10 protein-coding genes are annotated in these 20,299 nt (G+C 39.0%); all 10 read left to right on the top strand.

Annotated features, from left to right (window positions below; all coding sequences use genetic code 11):
• Positions 1 to 768: 768 nt before the first annotated feature.
• The 10 genes from A7P55_RS11935 (at position 769) to A7P55_RS11890 (ending at position 20,276) form a co-directional block, all read left to right on the top strand.
• On the top strand, positions 769 to 2,403 hold the full coding sequence (locus tag A7P55_RS11935) for a hypothetical protein (RefSeq protein ID WP_107008186.1): 1,635 nt from the start codon (positions 769 to 771) through the stop codon (positions 2,401 to 2,403).
• 31 nt (positions 2,404 to 2,434) lie between these two features.
• Entirely contained in the window at positions 2,435 to 9,067 is a 6,633-nt protein-coding gene (locus A7P55_RS11930) for a strawberry notch C-terminal domain-containing protein (protein ID WP_171552267.1), read from the top strand.
• Positions 9,068 to 9,379: 312 nt separating this feature from the next.
• Positions 9,380 to 13,786, top strand: a complete 4,407-nt coding sequence (locus A7P55_RS11925) for a hypothetical protein (protein WP_171552266.1) — start codon at positions 9,380 to 9,382, stop codon at positions 13,784 to 13,786.
• Between the two features lie 2 nt (positions 13,787 to 13,788).
• Positions 13,789 to 14,682, top strand: a complete 894-nt coding sequence (locus A7P55_RS11920; RefSeq protein ID WP_005005788.1) for a hypothetical protein — start codon at positions 13,789 to 13,791, stop codon at positions 14,680 to 14,682.
• Positions 14,683 to 14,750: 68 nt separating this feature from the next.
• Positions 14,751 to 15,179 carry a hypothetical protein gene (locus tag A7P55_RS11915; RefSeq protein ID WP_005005789.1) on the top strand — a complete coding sequence of 143 codons (429 nt, stop codon included), beginning with the start codon at positions 14,751 to 14,753 and terminating at the stop codon, positions 15,177 to 15,179.
• Between the two features lie 9 nt (positions 15,180 to 15,188).
• On the top strand, positions 15,189 to 15,989 hold the full coding sequence (locus A7P55_RS11910) for a hypothetical protein (protein WP_216078040.1): 801 nt from the start codon (positions 15,189 to 15,191) through the stop codon (positions 15,987 to 15,989).
• 25 nt (positions 15,990 to 16,014) lie between these two features.
• Entirely contained in the window at positions 16,015 to 16,977 is a 963-nt protein-coding gene (locus tag A7P55_RS11905; RefSeq protein ID WP_005005795.1) for a hypothetical protein, read from the top strand.
• A 12-nt stretch (positions 16,978 to 16,989) separates the two neighbouring features.
• Entirely contained in the window at positions 16,990 to 17,826 is an 837-nt protein-coding gene (locus tag A7P55_RS11900) for a hypothetical protein (protein ID WP_043973308.1), read from the top strand.
• A gap of 5 nt (positions 17,827 to 17,831) precedes the next feature.
• Positions 17,832 to 19,022: a hypothetical protein gene (locus A7P55_RS11895; RefSeq protein ID WP_096911067.1), complete on the top strand. Its 1,191-nt coding sequence runs from the start codon at positions 17,832 to 17,834 to the stop codon at positions 19,020 to 19,022.
• 12 nt (positions 19,023 to 19,034) lie between these two features.
• Positions 19,035 to 20,276, top strand: coding sequence for a hypothetical protein (locus A7P55_RS11890; RefSeq protein ID WP_171552265.1), 1,242 nt, complete (start codon positions 19,035 to 19,037; stop codon positions 20,274 to 20,276).
• Positions 20,277 to 20,299: the final 23 nt, after the last annotated feature.

Genomic DNA, 20,299 nt, shown 5'->3' with positions numbered 1-20,299 from the left:
AAACTTTCTTCCGTCCTAATGGCGTAAGTTATTGATTTGTCGTAAAACGAGCTAAATAGCGATCGTTGGGTCGTATATAAGGGCTATTCCTCATAAAATCTGAAAGTCTTTATTATCAAGGCTCTCATGAATATCAGATATAACCCTATTTTTAATACTATTTATATTTTTTATAGTGGGGTTATAAATTGGAAAAGTTATCCGCAGGATTTTGAATTTAATTTGCGCTCAAATGAATTTAATTTGCGCTGGAAGTATTTTTTTATTCTATTTAATTTTATTATAAACAGTGACTTACAATACTTGCTAGTTTGCAAATTTCCAATATTGCAAAAAGCTAAAAAATGAACAATATTTTACTCATATTTTTAAATTCATTTTAATATACAAGAACTTAATTTGTGGATAGAATTTAACTGCAAAGTGGATAAAAACGTCAAAAACCAGCTAAAAACGCCTTTTTTTCTAAAAATTCAAATTCAATTTGCGCTCAAATGAATTTGATTTTCGCTCGTACCATTTGTGTTTTTCCGTCCTAATCCTGTAATGTTATAAAAAATAAGCATAAAAAAGTCCCTAATTAACTTCCCTTAATTAGAAAGATAATAAACATAAATTTCTTTTTAAAAATTTACTCTTAAACTTTTTAATATATTTTTTAATTTTTTATTTGCCTCCTTAGTATATACCAATGAGGTTTTGTAGTATTTTATAAATAGCTTGAGTCAATGACCAGCAATCAAAAATATAAAGCGTGGAATTTAAGAAATGAGTAAAAGTGATAATACGATTAAACGTATCGTCATGACTGTAGATCAATTTTACAAACATGATGAACAAGACGAGCAGTATGCATACGGCTTTGATATGTCTACCAATGAACCAGTTCGCATACGAATGAGTTCATCTGAAGAATTCACGAAGATCATTAATAAACTCAACAAGCATCATACTGAGAATGTTTCAGTAGATGAAGTCCACGCAAAATTTGATTCTGGACGTAACCAACGTACTTCATTAGACACACATAATCGCGGTGCTAACCGTGGTCGAATTATCTGTTTTGACAAATGTGTTGACTCACCCAACGAATCTCTTGACGGTTATAAAACTTATGTTGCTCAGTGGTGCAACGTAATGAGTAACAACCCGAATTCGCAATTAATTAAAGCAGTCACTTCTATCAATGTGCATCAACAAAAAAACGGCGATTTCTTTGTTAAAGCTCAAATCATTGAAGATGCAGCACATATGCAAGTGCCCAATTTAAAAATTAATTCTCCAGCACTTCATAACGCTATTATTAAAAATAATTTACAGCTTCTTGTTAAATCTTTATCGAATAGTACTGACAACCAACCTGAGCGCATTCCATTTTCAAAAATTGTTGTGCGCTATGAGTCTGGTTCTGTATTAACTACAATCCCATTGATTCCAACCTATGACAGTGCTGATCGTGAAAGTGTTAAGCAATTCGCTAAGCCAGATCCGTTGATGCAACGTGGCGGTATTGATAAAACTAAAAAGTCTTATCGGGTTGCTAAAGATCCGATTGAAAGTATCAAAGATATTTTGAACGGCAATGACTTTCACACCGCAACATTTGATCCAAATTTTGTACCATCCAACCAGTATGAAAAAGACCAGTTCGATAAACAGGCTCAGAACGTTTATGTTATGGACCAGGCCCGTATTGCCCTGTTTGCATTACTTGGCGATCGACAAATTAAAGTGTTCTACAATGAAGATGTAGACAAAGAAAAAAATCAAAATTTAAAACGTCTTTACGCTGGCTTGGTGAGTCAAAAATTACTGCCTGAGGTTTATCATGGCCAACAACTACAACTAGGTGCGCTTTACAAAGACACGTTCTTAAAGAAATTTTTCAACAATAAAACGCCTCACGCTGGTTTTCGCAAGGTAGATCCAGAAATAGATTTACGTACTGGTGAGGGTGTTCGTGGTGTTGGTGCACCTCCCCTAGTGAATCAATTTACCGATGACTACGGCAATCCAAAACCGCACGACTTAAATCCTCAATTTTTAAGTCAAGTTGATCGTCAGACCATGAATAAATTGACGCATGCAAAACAGCAATTTGCTGAAGCGTTTATTGTTATTCAACCACACCAACGGAACTCGAATAATTGTTTTGTCTCGTTTATCGAGCCTGTTGAACTTACTCAAACCCGTATGAATGCGTTGAACTTTTCAGAAATTACGGTAGAGCATGTACAGCAACATAAAGCTTCAATCGATAGTCCGTTATCTAAGAACTTCAACCACGATCTTTTACCTGATCCGCAAGAGTTAATGATGAAAGTCAGACAGCCAGAAATGGATGTTAAGAAAAGCCAAGAAAAGGCTGCGACTTCTGATGTCTATAACGACATGACTTTTTAATCAAATAAAATAATTCTTCTTCAGGTTCGCTATGACTACTCATGATTTAAACGAAAAAATTAAATGGATCGACTTATCACAAGCTGGTGTATATCTCGATGTACGGCGTGTTGGCCAGACGGATAGCCAATTACTTTTATTGGACGTTCAAAAAAAACTATCTAAAGAAAATTTGAATAACATTGGTTTTACACCGATGAAGTTTGAGGCTTATCCTCACTTTGACGGTCACTTGTATCAATACAATTTGAATGAAACGATCAAACCAAGACTGTTTCATGAAGTTTTGGGTATTCCAAAAGAATTTATCCGTAGTGTGCTTGCGACTCGCCAAGAATTGCATGATTTATTCAATGCCCAAGCAAAAACATTGGTGCCACAACGATTGAACGTTGCGTTGAATAGTGCAACTCCACTCGGTTATAACTCTGATGGCAACAAAATCTATGCTTCAGCTCATAACCGTTTTTACGTGAATGCCCAAGGTACGCAAATACCTGAAGGTCCTAATGATCAGCCGTCTAGTCTGTACTTACGTGCGACCAAGCAAAAAGATTTAAAAGAATGCTTAAGAGGCTATATCTATCAATTAGAACATGAAACAAAGAGCCATAATCACCAGGACTTTTTAAAGTTTTTAGCTCTAATCACGCAAGCCAAAAATGCTGACGTTGATGTATCCAAGGTAACAGATAAACAGATCCATACTGCAGAAGAAGCGCTTGAAACAGTGATGGTCGAAAAGTTAGGTGAACTTGATTTTACTGAGAGCTCATTTAAAACGAGTTTAGCGTTATACAATCGCATGCCGACTAAGACCATGCGAAACAATACGATTCGTATGTTACAGCAATATTCGACTCCAATCCCGATGTCACTTGTGGCTCAGCGCTTATTGATTGAGGGTGATAACCGAACAAAACAAAACTTTTCCGTGCTCGAGCCAACTGTGGGTAATGGATCTTTAATCGGTTTATTAACCCAAGAGCGTAATGCTTCTGTCTATGCGGTTGAGTTAGATCCCAAACGTGCTGAACGTACAAAAGCACTGACTCAAAATTATGAATGCACGGTTGTTACTGCAGATGCTACACAAATTGATTTTGAGCAAACGTTTAAGCAAAAAGTTGACTATGTGATTGCCAACCCTCCTTTTGGTGCTATGGATAAACTAGAACGTGTTGCACCAATTTTGGTTCAACAGCGTAACGGCGTAGATCCAAACCCATTATTGGTAGATCCATCAGAAAACGTCTGGTTCAGTACGGATAAATTGGACCATGCCATTCTGGTTAAATCACTAAACGCACGAAACGATCAAGGGCGTTCAGTTTTCATTATTGGCTCAGATAAACAGATTTCAGATGGTACGGTTGAGCGTAAATCAAAGAATTTACTTAATTATCTCTATAAGCATTATGAAGTTGAGGCGGTTGTAGAAATCCACGGCAATGCATATGCACGAAACGGCGCTAATCAAAATGTTCGTATGTTAGTGGTAGGCAATCGTAAAAACGAACAAGCGTTACTACAAACTTACCAATCTTCTGTGGTACCAGATAAGTTGAAAGTCATTACGGACTATGACGAACTTTGGGGATGGGCTAATAACGTAATCTATAATCGTTTGAATCCGAATAAGGATCTATACTTCAAGCCAACTACTCCGACTCCAGTTGAGCAACAAGCACAACAAGCACCAGTGGTTGAACCTGTTGTTGAGGTTAAGCCTGTTGAAAAAGAAAATGACGATTTGTTTGCCAGTCTAGGTGATGAACAGCCTGTTTCGCCACTTGAAGATATTGCATCAAGTGTAACGCCTACGTCTGCAGTCACTATGTTTGATGAAGTCGTGGTCGCTAAAGAAGAAGAGATTAATCAAGAGGAAGCTGTCAAACCAAAACCGATGTTTGGTCGTAAACCTAAATCAAAACCGAATAAAGTTTCTTTTGACTTCGGAACCGTTGAAGTTAGTACGCAAACAACCAGTTCAGATGATGATGTACCTACACCAACTGAAGCTACACCAACGTTTGAAAATGAAAATGACAATGATTTCGTGCCTGAGGTAAAGAATCCGCACGAGAACCAAAATCTGGATGAAGACCTTGACGATGACGTTAATCTTCAAGTAGGTGATACCACGGCGACCAATGAGGGTGAAACACCTGAACAAACACCAGCTGAAGAACCAGCGGTAGAGCAAGTAAAACAGGAACCGGGTTTAACTGCTGAAGAGATTGCTAAGTTAAATTCTGAATTAGCGATCGGTACTGAGCAAAAAGAAGAACCGACTGTTGAATCTGACCAATCAAATTTACAGCCGATTGTTCCTGTTCCTAATGCTGAAAACACAACAGAACCAACTCCGGAAAATATATACCAAGTTAAGTATATACCGATGTCTATGGCATCTGAGCCAATTGCTTTAGTGGCTAAAAACCAGATTAAAGCGATTAATCAGGCAAATGCTCAATTGACTACACACATCCAAAATGTATTAGGTTTTGGGGGTATCAATTTCCAAGCTGAAGTCGATAATGGTAACTACCCTACTCTTGTTGATGCCTATGTCGCTAAGAAATTGCAATATGACAATTTTGATGCACTAAAGTCCGCTTTTGCATGTGAACAGGTCGATGCGGTTGCCCATATCATTTTACGTTTTGACCAAAACTTACCTGTGCTTATTGGCGACCAGACGGGTTTAGGTAAAGGTCGTATTGCAGCTGCGTGTTTACGATATAGTGCGTTAAGAGGAAAGCCCCCTGTTTTCCTTACAGATACAACGCAACTCTTGAACGACATTTGGCGTGATATTGTTGCTACAGACAGTGACAAGTTCTTTAAAGATCCGTTTATCTTTAACTCGGATGCTGTGATTAACCGCTTTGGTACTGAAGAGGTTTTATTCACTGGCCAAGATCTGCCTAAGGAAATTGAAGATATTCCAGCGCAACATGACTTGGTATTGGCAACGTATAGCCAATTTAACCGACCAAACCGGAAACGTGCGTTATTGACTCGTTTTATTAATCAAGACACTGTTTTGGTGATGGATGAAACGCACCGTGCAGCATCCTTGAAATCAGCTACAAGTCAATTTTTCTTAGATGTTATTGATCAGACCAATCTAATTAATTTCCAGTCTGCATCGGCAATTAAGAAACCTGAAAATCTTGAATTCTTCCATAAATTGTTCCCTCGATCCGTATCTCGTAATGACTTACAAAAGGTTATCGAAAATGCAGATGGTCCAATTTTGGAGTTTATTTCTGAAGGTTTGGTAGACAGCTCTGCCATGATTCGTAGAGAGCAAGATCTCTCGCACATTACCATTCAAACCTTTGTGCCAACTGAAGAGGAAATTAAGAAATTTCACAATTACTCAGATGTTCTTTCTGACATCTTGACGGACATGGTGAAATTTTCTAAAGATATTCGCCTCGATGCGCTAGAAAACATTGCCAATGATGATGATGCTGTTGCCAATTTAGACTTTCATCAGGATTCAGACGATCCGAAAAACCGTTTAAGTTTGAGTGTGATGAACTTTGGATCTCGAATGTACCAGATCCAAAAGCAATTCCTATTGGCATTGAAAACTGACTCTACAAGTGATGCTGTGATTCAGGCATTACATGAGGGTAGAAAGCCCGTGATTGGTTTGGAAAATACGGGTGAGAGTCTATTCAACATTTTGATGCAAAGTCGCATGGAAGCGATTTTAAAAGCAGATACGGCGCAAGACGTTACCGCTGATTCGCCTGAAAAAGAAAAAGCGTTTAATAACTTCAAGTCGGTATCGTCAGAAATTGAATTTCTTGAAAATGAGCTTCAAAAACTCATGATCAAAGAAAACCGTGACGCTGGCGATGAAAAAGCAGCGAAAAATATTCAAAAGGAATTGACTAAGCTTGAATATAAGCGCGGTAGCTATCTGCAAAGTCAAATTTCTGTTTTAGATGAACTCCCACAATTCCGTGACTTGCTTGAAGTGATGTTAGATCGCATCGATGTGGTGAAAGCTGAAGATAACTACGGTAACTCGTTCGTTAAGAAGCTCAGTACGGAAGTGACATTTAATGAAAACGGCGATCCAGTGGTAAGTCCGTATAAAATCATTTTGGATCGTATCAAAGAAAAGATTCAAAAGTTCCCTGATCTACCTTTGATGCCTTTGGACGTACTACGTAACAAGGTGACAAAAGCTGGCTTCAAGATTGATGAAATCTCTGGCCGTCAGATCCACTTAACGGAAACAAGAGACGGCAAATGGAAGGTTAATAAACAAGAGAACAATACGACACAAGGTAAGATTTTGGTTCAATCAAAATTCCAATCTGGTGAAATCGATGTTGTTATTGTGACTCGCTCTGGTTGTACGGGTATTTCTCTACATGCAGCCAAAAACCCTGATCCTACAATTCCATCGGATCACTTGCGCCAACGTGAGTTGTTTTTCTTGCAAAAACCTGAGAACTCTACCGATACGATTCAGATGATCGGTCGTGTGGGTCGCCGTGGTGAAGAATCACATCCGATTATGACGACAGTAGATTCGGGTATTCCAGCAGAAACACGTATGCACTTAATGATGATGCGTAAACTGTCTACCCTATCAGCGAACGTCTCTGCCAACTCAGAAACCAAGTTTAACGAAAACGATTATCCTGACATGCTCAACTACATTGGCAACCGGGTAGCGTTGGACTATTTGAAAAATAACGTGAACTTGGCGAACACACTTGATATTGATATTTCGGATGATGAAAAAGGACCATCGTATCGCACGGCGCAAAACTATCATGTGAACCAGTTGCTATCTAAACTGATTTTGATGCCGATTAGTCAGCAAGAACAGGTTTATCAAGACTTGGTTGTTGACTATAACGATAAGATCCGTGAATTAGACTTGTTGGGTCGTAACCCACTCAAGACCAACTTTTTAGACTGGAAAGCTAAAAAAGTCCGTGAGTTTGAAGTGAAGGACAACTTCTTTACCGTGACTTCAGAAACAGAAGCAGCCAAGATCAATACCTTTGATCTACCTGTGCGTTTTGAAGGTCTGCAATACATTGAACATGTTGAGCCATTACGTGCTGACAATCTAAAACTCATGTTCAAAGAAAGTGATGATTATCTGGTGCGTCAATTTAAACGTATCAATGAAAACATCAATGAAACGGTACACGGACTACTACACTATGCCTATAACTTTGAGGCATTGATGTACCAAAAATATGAAGGCTTTGCTAAGCAAAAGTTATTTTTCAAAAGTGGGCAAATGCGTGGTGAAGTAATTCGTGATTATCGACACGAAGTATTTGATCATTTCGGTGTTGTTGAAGCCAATGTAAAACACATTGATGATATTCAATTTCGTAAACCTGATGATCACTCTGCAGATGCCTTTGAAAAAGTAGCTGAAGCGGTTTATCTGGCCAATGATCCTATTTTGACCTCTAACTTTGATCGCATGTATCGAATTGTTCAGGATCTAAAATTCTTGGCTCGTTCTATGGAAAGGAACGAAAAAGAAGGTCATTCAGCGCATGGGTTATTGTTCCTTATCTCAAAACCTAGTCTTTTTGATGATGAAGTGACGCCAGATCACAAAACAGGTGCTTTGCTACGTCTAGACCTACCGCCGTTACGTGGAGGTGCAATCACACCGAATGCGGTTAAGCTTGATTTGGTTTACCCTGGTGATAAGAAGTCGTTTAAAGTTCCACTGATCAATTACACCATGCAAAATGCCAAACAAGACTTGGATTGGGTAGCTCCAGTGAGTGAAAAAGGACGTATTATCCTAAAACGCTTCAATCCTGAATTTTATTCTTATGCTGATGTGAATAGACGTCATGTTGAGGATCGTCAACCCTTGGTGAACTTATTTACTGAACAAAACAACTATTCCCGTTATACGCGTACCTATTTTGAGAAAGCGCCGTCTGGTGATGTCACACGACAAGCGATTACCTTAACGGGCAATATGTTCAAGGCACATAAGATTGTCAGCTCACTAGATCTACGACATTCAACCGTTATATTTACCGATGCTGATGGTATGCGTAACCGTGCGTTATTGTTGCCATCAAATACACCAACTGACTTGTTTGAAAGCTCTCTTGAAAACCAAGTGACGTTTAAGCAAGTTAAAGAGATTGCGAACTTCTTTAATCAATTGCCTGTAAACATTGATTTCAACCGCAATAACTATGTGGGTACTAAGGTTAATTTCCCGTACAAGAAAGCAAGTATTGAGTTCTACTACAACGGTTCAGACTGCTTTAATGTGACGGTGAAATCTGTAGCAAAACAGTTCAATCGTTTTATGTCGAATACCAACGTATTCCATGATCCTAGAGGCGGTAAAACAGATGAATCGTTGAACATCCACTTTACTGAGCCAGGCCGTAATGAGTTTAGATTTGCGCTTGATCTCAAGGATGTTGAACGCTTTGTTGACGAGCTGGACAGTACAACCAAAATTGAAGCTGCCTTTTTGGATTTAAAATCTAAACTTCCTGATGGTAATGGTTACTTTTTAAATGAAATTAACCGTATGCTTAATCCTCCAGAAGAGCCAGCTTATAAGGCTGAGTTACCTGAGGGTAAAACCCTAGATAACGATCAAGAAATCCAGCAATTATCTTTCTAAAACCCTCCCTTAAAAGGTATATACCAGACCATACGTGAATAACAATTACGTGTGGTCTAGTTCGTATATACCATGTATCATATCTGTGACGATCACATTGACGTTTTAAAAAACAAATACAGGTATTTTATGTGCAACTCTAATCCCTTAGAGGAATCTTCTAATAACTCAGATTTAGTGGATTTTGACAGTGAATTAGACATCACAACTGGTTTTAATTCTGACTTTAAAGAAGACTTTATTTGGAATGTTGATACAGATTCTAAAAAGGACTCTTAAAATCAGAAAGGCCACCTGTCATAAGGATCAAATATGGACCAAAGCCCTAAACAAGATAATTTTGACGAGCAAACACTTGATCAACTGCAAGACGGCCAATCATTAACTTTCAATGAGGGCCTGGAACAGTGGGATGATTTAAGTTTGGACGGCGTGAAATTTCAATCCATCCAGCCTACGCCACAACAAAACAATGTTGCACAAGATCAATCGCAACAATACCAGTCTGAACCATATAGCAATGATCCCCTATCTGAACCTCCATTAATGGAAGAACCGCCAGTCATGCAAGATGATGGGTATCAATATGATCAGCCTATGGGCGGTAACTCTGTACCTCCTGGGCACCCAGATTATGATTACGCTCCCCCTCTTGAAGATACTCGGTTGAACGATGATGAACCGATGTTTTTTGACGAAGGTGATTATGAGCGTAGTAGCTACCCGAACTACGAGAATGAACAGTCCATCATTCCTGAAAACACGTTTGATCTTTCCGCTGTCACTGTCAATGATTTAGCTGAACTTGATCCTGTTCTGATTGGTAAAGTATTTGATGCACTTGAGCAAAGAGATCCAGCCAGTCAATTAGAATTCTTTGCAGACATCGGGCTTGATCTGCAGAATGATGATGATCTTAAGTTTATTGCGGATCTGAATAAAATCCAGACTAAAAACGCACTGGACCAAGGATTAGGCAATATTGCTGAAAATAACAGTTCATTGCAAGTTGAAGACCGTGTATATACGACTGCAGACTCTAAATTATTCCTATCAGACAATGATCCTGATTTCCTCCTTTCCAAAGAAGAGAATCCATTTGAAGCCGTTCAAGTGGCTGAAAAAACCCTCTTTAACTTTGAGACAAAATCTTTTGTCACTCAGCCCTACTATGGTTTAAGCCTGAAGGGTGCAACTAAAGAAAATGCCCTCAACTTCCTGAGTAATCGTCAATTCGCGATTGAAGGCTTGATTAACCAAAACCAAGTCGTGCGTGAAGCAAAACAGCAGATCTACAACGAAGTTACGGGTGCACCGAATACCTATTTTTCAGGTGAATTAACCGATAAAAACCAAATTAACGCATTGATGCGCCAAGTGCGTGACTTTTGCTTAATTCGTGGGATTGAAGCTGAAGAACTTGGCTTAGTGCCAAAAACTATCGTCATGGATCAATGGCGTGTGAATAGCGACCATACAGCTGCTCGACTTGAACAACTTGAGATTCACTATCTTGAATTCAATACGGACACGTTAACCAAGGAAGTAATTCAGTTATTAGAAACCCGTGAACATAGCGACCAGTTACAAGCTGCTCTACTTTTGAAAGAACATAAAGAAAATCAGAAGACTAAAGAGACAGTAAAGGAAGATGTTGAATCAGCTGATCCGAATGCACCAAAAGGTACACCAAAGAGCACATTAAACATTGCTGGTGGTCCACAAGACAAAGCAAGTTTGGCTGCAAGTAGCGTTGCCTCTAAAAGCTTTAAGGATATGCGAAATGAGGAAGGTAACGAACGTCCTCCTTTAGCGCGTGAAAATAGCCACGGCCATCCACGCACGGTCGCTGATGAACTCGCTGCGCTCAGTGCAAAAATGATTGCAGTCATGATTGAACTGGTTAAGAAAACAATCAAGTTGATCATTGCAGCGATTATGGCCATGTTCAACAAGAACAAAAGCCTTGATAACCTGAAAAATATTTGGGATAAACCAATCAATCCTGATGTTACCGTTAAAAGTAACCATCCAGACGCACAACAACCCGAACAGCTTGCCAATACAGCCGATAAATCAAAATTGACTGAACCTGGTAAGAATGCCGATATTTTAAAACCGATCTCAAAAGAGCAAATGTTGCCTCTTTTAAACGATCCATATACCACTCAACTGAATAAAGACCGTGACGGCGTTACCTTAGAAGAATTCGATCTAAATGTCGCTAAAGTCTATGCCATTGACGGTGAACAATACATCGTGATTGATGTAGTCGGTAAGGATTCTGTCGAAGGTGTTGAATCCTCTACCCCATTTATCAAACTGGTTAAAGAAGCAGATTTACCGCCTCAAGTGGAAGGTAGCGATGCACTTACCCCGATTACGCCGTTCTATTTAGAAACGATTGAAGACAAAGTAACGTTTCTCTCAATTGAAGAACTGCACGAAGGCATTAAGTCTGAAAAGATCCATGAGTTTGAAGGTCGCTTTTTTGAACCCATTTGTTCTCAGTATTTAGAACAAGCACGTATGTTCCTTGGTGCCGAATATCCATTAGGGCAAGATCCAGAACAAATGACTGAAGAAGCCAAAGCTTCATACAAAGATCAGTTTATTCAACGTGCCTATCAATCAGGTCAAATGATTTCGGATCAAGTAAAGAAAGCCAAATCTAAACTTTCAAACCTTTTGGGTAAGTTTAAAGGCAATACTGCAGAACAGTCGGCAACTCAATCAGCACCGCAAAGCCAAGACCAAAACAATGACGGTAAACCAATGAACCCTTATGACAGTATTTATGTTGATCATGATTCTGACTTAGAAGCATTCTTTAAAGACCGTCACAACAATGTTTCTAATGCTGAAATTGAACAGTTTGTCGGTATGGTTTATGAAGATGAAACAACCCAAACCAATATGGTTGTTTTGGATATAGCTTCCGATAATCTGGATAAACGTGCGATCGTTGTGCCTCTTTCGGTGATTGAAGATCTCGAAAATATCACTGAAAAAGATGTGCTTTATCTTAAAGACATCGTGAATGAATCCTCTACCGTTCCACTGTATGAGCTGGAGTCTGTCGAGCCGATAGACGAGTTAAATGCGCTTGGTAAATTTTCAAGCGAATACTTAGACAAGCTCAAAGCCGATACCATCAACAATACTGCAGAACAGACTAATACTTACGCCAGATCTGCCGAACGTGAACTTGAACTTTCAAAAATGATTTTGGAAGGCAAGCTCAGTGTTGTAGGTGCTATGGTGAAAACGGATTACGGTCAATTCGTGGTACTGACTTCAGATTCGGAAGGTCATAAATCAATTGCACCCGAATACAACGCCGTGGCCATTACCAACCTTGATCGTCAAATTACCACGGAAGATATTATTAATGCCGGTATTACAACGATACCGCGTAAAGATATTTTAGAGTGGAATACTGTCACGGCGCTCAATGAAGAATCTGCCAATCAGGTGACTTATTTAGATCCTGAAGTTTACCAAGCAGTAAGTAATGCAATTCATCAAAATCGCGAAAAAGAATTGATTCAAACCTTGAGTACGTTACAACCCTCTGCAGCACTCAATAGCATCGGTTCAAAAATCATTACGCAAGATGGCAATACATATATTGGTCTATGCGCCAAAGATGATGGCAAATCAGGCGAGTACTACGCCGTAAAAGCTCCAGATAATCAACTCTCCCCGATTGGTGCAAGCTATATCAATGATGTTGGTGTTGAAGTCATTAGCCGTAGCCAAATTGCTGAATTTCAGAATGCGGAAAATAATCAGCAACAACTAATCAGCCATGATGTGTTTGTTACATTGCTAAATGCAGTCAATAACAGCAATGAACAAGAAGTACTTCACCTCTTCTCTAACTTGGACCAGGTGAAACAACAAATTAAAGATTCGTTATTCAGCGAAAAGGAAAGTGAAAAAGTGATTGAACAAAATCAATTTATTGAACAACTGAAAAACAATAACCTTGTGAAAGCCGATCACATTAACGCGCTTAATCAAATTGCTGATCAGATTCAAAATACGCAACTGAAAAATGTTGTTAAAGGTATGGCCTCAACCGTTGTTGCGCCTGAAAACTCTCAAAACGAGATGTATGTTCAAAGCTTTCTACATCTCAACCAACGCCTAGACACGTTACAACAAGATTTAAAGCTTCAAGCAGCATCAAATCTTATGAATGCTGAATATAAGCAACTTTTTGAATGTATGGATGATCATCTAGTACTACCTACTGCGTATGGTGATGCCAAGTTTGTAAACCTTAATAGTGTTGAGCCTCGTATTGTTGAATTTAGAAACTCGGCTGAAACAGGTCAAATCTTTGACAGCTTCAACGCCGTGATTGCTGAAACAGGAAACGTGGAAATTGCGCTTCAGCACTTAAAGCAAGAGATCTTAACCGATCACTATATCGCTGCGATTCATGAAGATGTGAAGTTACACCGTCTAGAACAGCAAGACATGGACAAAATCAAAGAAGTGAATCAGATCCTTGAGGCTGATTTTGATAAAACTGGCCTACGCTTAGAAGCGCTCCAAGATGGTTTGAATCTCAATACTAAAAACTACTTAGACCAAGTAAAGCTTGAGAAAAATACGACATCTCAATTTTTGAGTGACCTTGATAAGCATATAGATTTAGAAGTCGCACGTAGAAACGATCATGACAATGATCAAACATTGGGGCGTTAATCATGGATCTCTATAAAAACGTAACTGGCGACATCGATGCGATGATTACTTTTGATAAAATCTTAGGTGGTTTTGGTCAAAATACAGTGAATACCACGCGTGAGCGTGTTCAAATCAACTCTAAGCATGAAAAGGTAGAGCGTGAGATTGAAGGTGCCAGTCCGTACCTTAAAAGCGATTATGAGCTATTTGTCGAGCATCACAATATGTTGATGCAAGAGTATCGGGCAACTCAGCTACATTTACGCAATATCTTAGAAAAGAAAAATGAGGTTAAAAGCATTCAAAAGCTTGCGGATCTCTGCGAACGACACCAGTGCTCCAACATCGCTCAATTATTCGTTGAAAAAAATGAAGATGAATATGTATTGCAATGCTTTCAAGACTTTCAGCAAGACTTAGAAAACAATAATGCTCTCCGAAAAGACTTTAATCACTTTTCAGACTCGTTTGAAGCCTACCGATACAATATGGAGATCTGTAATAAGCTTTCTGGTATCGATCAGCCGTTTACCCTTGAACGTCCGAATGACAGACAGTTGAATTTCGTTATCCATAGTCATGAAAACATCAATAAAACATTGTTGGACTATCAGGCGAAGATCATTGAGCAACAAACAACTGTGGACCAGCTCAAGCAAGATGCTTCCTATACTGCCCTATTTCCGATCGCAACCAATGATAAGAACATGTTCTCAATTGCAGCGACCGAAGTTTATGTAGAACAGTCACCGAAATATCAAGACTATCTTAAGGTCATTAAAAATGAGCTTAAGAACATAAACGAAACGGGTAAAAATGCGTTTAGTCAGCATTACAAAGATACTATTACGCAAAGCAATCTTGAAAACGTTAAAACTAAAGAAAGCGCTTCAACTTATAGCAATGGGTTTTAATTAATTTTAAATAAAAACATTTAGGGTGTTTTAAGATAGAATCTAAATACCCTTTAATGGAGTTAAACATGATTCAAACTAAAATCACTGAACCGACAAGAACGCCGTTTAATCCTCATGGTTTTGCAGATGCAACGCCTTTACATGCGTTTTACTTGGAATTATTAGAAAAGGGATTAATCAATAAAGTTCTTGAAGAAGGTAATTTGGAATTTGAAAACCAAAATTTGTTCATGACGATCGATTGGGAATCAATAGACGTTCAAATGGATGCTTATACGTTTGATGTGAAATTAGATATTGTATGTGGCGTCATACTTGATGAACAAAAGGTCACGAATAGCATTCAAGTGTTTATTAATGAGCAAACTTTGTTTATAGCTTCAGCTAAAACCTTTAACCCTAAATCTGGTCTAACGCAAAGTCTTAACTTTGATATTCCTTTACGTGTTTTAAGTCAAATGGGCTATTACGCCCTACCTCTCAAAGAGGAATAAATCGTGGGAATGAGCATAGAAAGCCAAAACATAGCATTGTCTCAAGAGCCTACAACCTTTGTACCAGAAGCTTTTGTACACTCTATTAACTACTTTTGTCAGACCTTAGAGAACACTTTTCATTTTGATAAGCGTTCACTCAATTTCTTTGAATCAGGTACACCAAAAGAATACGGCTTGTATCTTACTGAACAGCATTGCCTTGTTTTTTTGAATGCTTGCAGTAGTGGCTATCTTGGCGAAACACGCAAAGTTACCAGCTTCACCGCTTTTGTGCTTTTAAATCAAAAAAATAATGAATCTGAAATGCTCGACATCACGTTAAACGATCCAAAACGTGTAGAGGAACATTTCAAAACTGCGTCTAAAGATCAGATCAATATTTACTTAAAGAACGTGCATGAATTAAGTAATTTTCTGAAAAATAAGTACTCGGATTCAGGTTTTTTAAAAGATATTGTGACTGAGGAAGGTTTTTCTAAAACCCTAAAGCCATTGGTTTTACAGGAATGCTTAAAAGAGGAAGTAGAGCTAATTAATACTTTAATGTGTTTGGTTAGTACTCAGTTTATATATATTACGACAGCTATTATTTTTAAGCGTCCTATTTTAAAAGAATTCATAAAACTATGTTTAACCAATGAGAAGTATATACTACAATATGGTGAAGAATGGTATTATGATTCTATATATAAGTTCGCTAAAAGGATATATGAGTTAAAACACCTTATAGCTACCTTATATTTAAGTAGTGAAGCTGTAGTAAAAGATGTTGTAGTGCTTTGCGAACTTGCTTCTAAAAAACATTAATCATAACTCTTTTAAAGGGCTAGATATGCGTAACAATCACAAGAAAGCTAAAAGGCTACAACAAGTTCGGGGCAATGTTTTAAGGACTAACCCTAATCTACAAAATGTTAAGCCAGCTTTTAAAACTAAAAGTGCTTTAAGCATTTTTGTTGCTACCGTTGTTGGGTGTTCAAGTGCTATTGCAGTTCAACAAAGTTCCGTTGCTTCTGTTACCAGTAATACTCAAAACATGGGTAACTTAAACATCGCAACATCATCGACCATTGCAAGTAGCTCTGGTGGTGATACGCCTTTGTCGAATTCAAATAGCGGATATTATTCGTCTACCAGTTCTAATTCGTCATTCAACTCTACTGCTGCTGAAAACAACTTCATGGCGGTTAAAAAAGGTGAACAAGCAGCTGCTCAAAACATTCAAACCAATATTGAATCATGTGCAACTGATGGGATCGGTAAAGTCGTTAAAGACAACTTAGATCTACAAATGACGGTTTGGGGTCGTCCAATCGATATTAACAAAATGTTCAGTCCAGCTAGTCAAGGTGGCTGTTTTGCTGACATCGGTAAAATCATTGACCTTTCTGTGACTATTCCATCACTTGATACAATCATCAATGCAGCGCAACAAATGGTTGTCGATTACGCGACTAAAAAAGCGTGTGACGCAATGAAAACTGCAAGTACTGAACTTGTTGGCCCATTGAATGATGTTATAGGTGAAATCAACAAAGCGGGTCAATACACTGATGTATCGGGTGCGCTTGGTACTGCTGTGAATGGGCAACTTGGTAAACTTGATCCTGGTCTAGTTATGCCTAGCGGTGCTTTTGAGGGTGGAGATACTTATACAATCAATGGTAGTAGCTCGACTGGTACAGTTTCTTATTCAACTGATCAAAAAGCCAGTACTAGCACACCGTCTAACGCAAAAACTTCAAGTTCAGAATCTACTTCTGTCACCCAATCAATTAAAGACTTTTTCTCTTAAGTTGGGGGTGGTATGAAAAATAGAAATAATCTGCGTAAAAGAAGAATTACTGTTAATCAGTTTTCACCTGTTAAAGCAATTGCGGTGGGTACTTTAACGGTTGGTCTATTATCCGTACCACTTTTTACCAATGCTTTTAGTCTTGGCACTATCCTTTCTGAGCTTGCAATACAAGCTCAGCAATTGATGGTACGTTCTGCTGTGCGTGTATCTACTCAACAAACAGCGGTCAGTGCAAATCAAATTGTTGATAACCAAACGCGTGATTCAGAAATGATCGTTGCTGGTATTCAAAGTGTCGATAAAAATATTGAGATCAAAAAAGCGATTTTAAATTCTGGTACGAATGCTGCCCTCCCTGATTCAGCTTTTTGTACGGCTCTTGAAGAACGTGAACAAACCGATCTCAATAGAAACTTAAAAGACTTTAACGTTTCTAAATACATGCAAGACGTTTCAGGGAAACTTTTCTCAAATTCAACAGATGAAGCAACCTCACCATATGCGTTTCACTTGGCGACCTCGTGTGGCGTAGAAGAAGCAAAAATGGGTGTCTGTAATTTGATTCCAAATGGTCTGCAGTATGGCGACATTGATACTGCTTTTGTTTTTTCTCGTTCTCGACTTTCTGAACAGCAAGCGACTGTTGCATTGAACTACTCGGCAATTGCATCTAACAACGTTGTTCCAGTCGGATTGATGGAATGCTCTTCATCAACTTGCGTTGATTTTCAAAATAAATACATGGCTGGAAGTACTCTTTCATCACTGGCTAACTATTCGGTGGCTAATAATGTGATGCAACGCACTACACCAAACTCCAATGCTTCAGCCAAATTCTTTGAGTAATGACTATGAGAAAGCGTAAAAATACTTTAAGACAGCCTAAAGGAAAATCAAAGTTTGTACCTGTCATTTTAGGTGCAACTTTGGTGATTAGTAGTCCTGTTTTTGCTGAATGGGCTACGGTTGGTTTGGGTACGATTATGAGCGAGATGTCTTCTCAGATTCCTAAGCATGCAAGCAACCAAGCAAATGATATTCAAAAAGTATCTCAAAGTACCCGTAGAAAGTTAGATGATTCGACTGAAAACATCGTTGCAGCGCTTAAAGTTGCGGTGAAGCAAAAGGCGCAAGCTGCTAACCAAATTACCGATGCGACAACTAAAAACACCCAAACTATTGCCACTGGTATTCAAGCGCTTTTACAGTCAGATACCATGAAAAAAGCACAATTTGCTTATGGTGCCAATACTGGTCAAGGCTTTAAGTCTTGTGAGGTTTTGGCTGAAAATACAAATATGTCGAGTGCATCTGGTCAAGTGATTGATCAAGCAGCTGATATGGCGACTCAAACTTCTCAAGTCGGCGGTAAATTAGTTGGCTCTCAACAGGAAGTGATTAATCAACGCCTAAACGTGCATAAAGCTGAATTCTGTACGGTTGCTGAAGCACAAGCTGGTCAATGTACGTTGTCTAAATTACCGGGTGGCGATACCAATGCTTCCCTACTGTTTAAGTCTGTTGCACCTGGCTCAAAAGAAGCTCTTGCAAGACATTACGTGCGTGAAAACATTTTAGGTACACCAGATAAATCATTGTCTACTGCAACGGCACGTACTCCAGCTGGTAAAGATTATTTGCAAGCGACCAACCAAAAAACAGCTTTACTTGCTATGCCAGCGTATAGCTTGGCGGTTATTGACGCGCAAAATACAAAATCATTCAAAGATATTGACGGCAAAATGGTGTCTGCCAACGATTTGATCGACCAAACAATCGCACGTTACTACGGCGGTCCTGAAGCTAAAAAATGGCAAATGGCGATGGCGATGCAAGATCCACGCGGTCTACTTAAAGAAGCCAATATCATTAACGGCGTTTCTGTTTATTTAGATCTTCAAACTTACAAGCAAAGTTTGCGTGAAGAAGGTTTATTGTCTGCATTACTTTTAGCGAAATCTCAGCCGATAAAAGATGATGTGAAAACGAAATACGGCCAGTCAGTGAAAGTTAAGCTTTCACAAACTATGCCTCAATTTTAAGGAGACTAAATAATGCGTACTCCGAAAAGAACATCACGTAAAGTTATGAAAGCGCCACAAGCGCACGGCTCTCGTTCAAAAATTAGTGCACTCGGTTTAACCCTCGCCCTCATTAGTGGTTCTGCATCTGCTTATTACTGTGCTTCCGTGGGCAACCCGATGGCAGTAAATACCTTGAATATGCTTCTTCAACAGGCTGATGCGGTGGAAAGCGCTGCGTTACGTGCGTTGGACTCAAACTTATCTTTGGGCATTAAAAAGCAACAAGATGATGTGACGGCAGCGATTAAGATCCTGACGAAACAAGAGGCTGTATCTGCTCAAGGTATTTCAGATAACGCACATAAAAACGCACAAAGTCTTGTAACGGCGTACCAAGCTGTTAAACAAAGTGAGCAAATGAAAAAAGCTCAATTTGAGTTTGGTGCACATGGCCAAGCATTTAAAGCGTGTGAAGTTTTAGGCGATCGTGAACAAGCTCAACAAGACAATAAATCTGCTGATAGTTCAATTTTAAATAAAGTTGGCTCTGAAGTGATTGCTGCGCCTGGTGTCTACATGAACCCTCACAAAGCACAAGAAGCTATGTTACAAGCTCATAATGAGTTTTGTACCACTTCTCAGGCTGCGTCTGGACTATGTGGTGCTGCTGGTGAAAATGCTAGTCTAAGTTTACAAGCTTCAACTTTATTCACGACTGCAGCGCCAGACACGGCGATGGCTCGTGCTCAAAATGCATTGATCAACAACATGGTTGGTCTACCTGATGCCCCAATTGACGGAAAAATTGCGAAAACATCTGCTGGTCAAGATTATGTGATGGCTAAACTGTCGAAAGATGCTTTAACTTCTCCAGCAATTACCTCTTTGAAAGCAATTCAAGCGCAATACTCCCCTGTTGCTGGTGGTGGTACCAATAGTCATGATTCAAGTACCAAACTTGCACCGATGCAACACTTGGAAAAAAGTGTCGCTCGTTATTTAGGTTCAGGGCAAGATTACAAAGACTTTGCTAAATCACAAGCGATTAAAGATGAACGTGGTTTGATGGTCGATGGTTTAATTCAAGGTACTGAACGCTTGAACTTGCAATATCAACAATACAAGTCAAATGAACGTAAAGAAGCGGTATTGGCTGCGCTAGTTTCTGCTGTAAGCAAATTATCTGACGGCTCAATTGAAGTGACAGATCGTTCTAAGTCTACGGGTAACATTCGTAGGATTGCACTTGCACAAGCAATGGCAAGTAAATAGCCTGATTTTTTCATTATCAGACT

Origin of the sequence: Acinetobacter sp. Ac_5812 (assembly GCF_013072695.1) — a bacterium.
Lineage (GTDB): Bacteria > Pseudomonadota > Gammaproteobacteria > Pseudomonadales > Moraxellaceae > Acinetobacter.
Note: the sequence above shows the minus strand (reverse complement) of the source record. Positions and strands in the feature narration are given on the sequence as shown.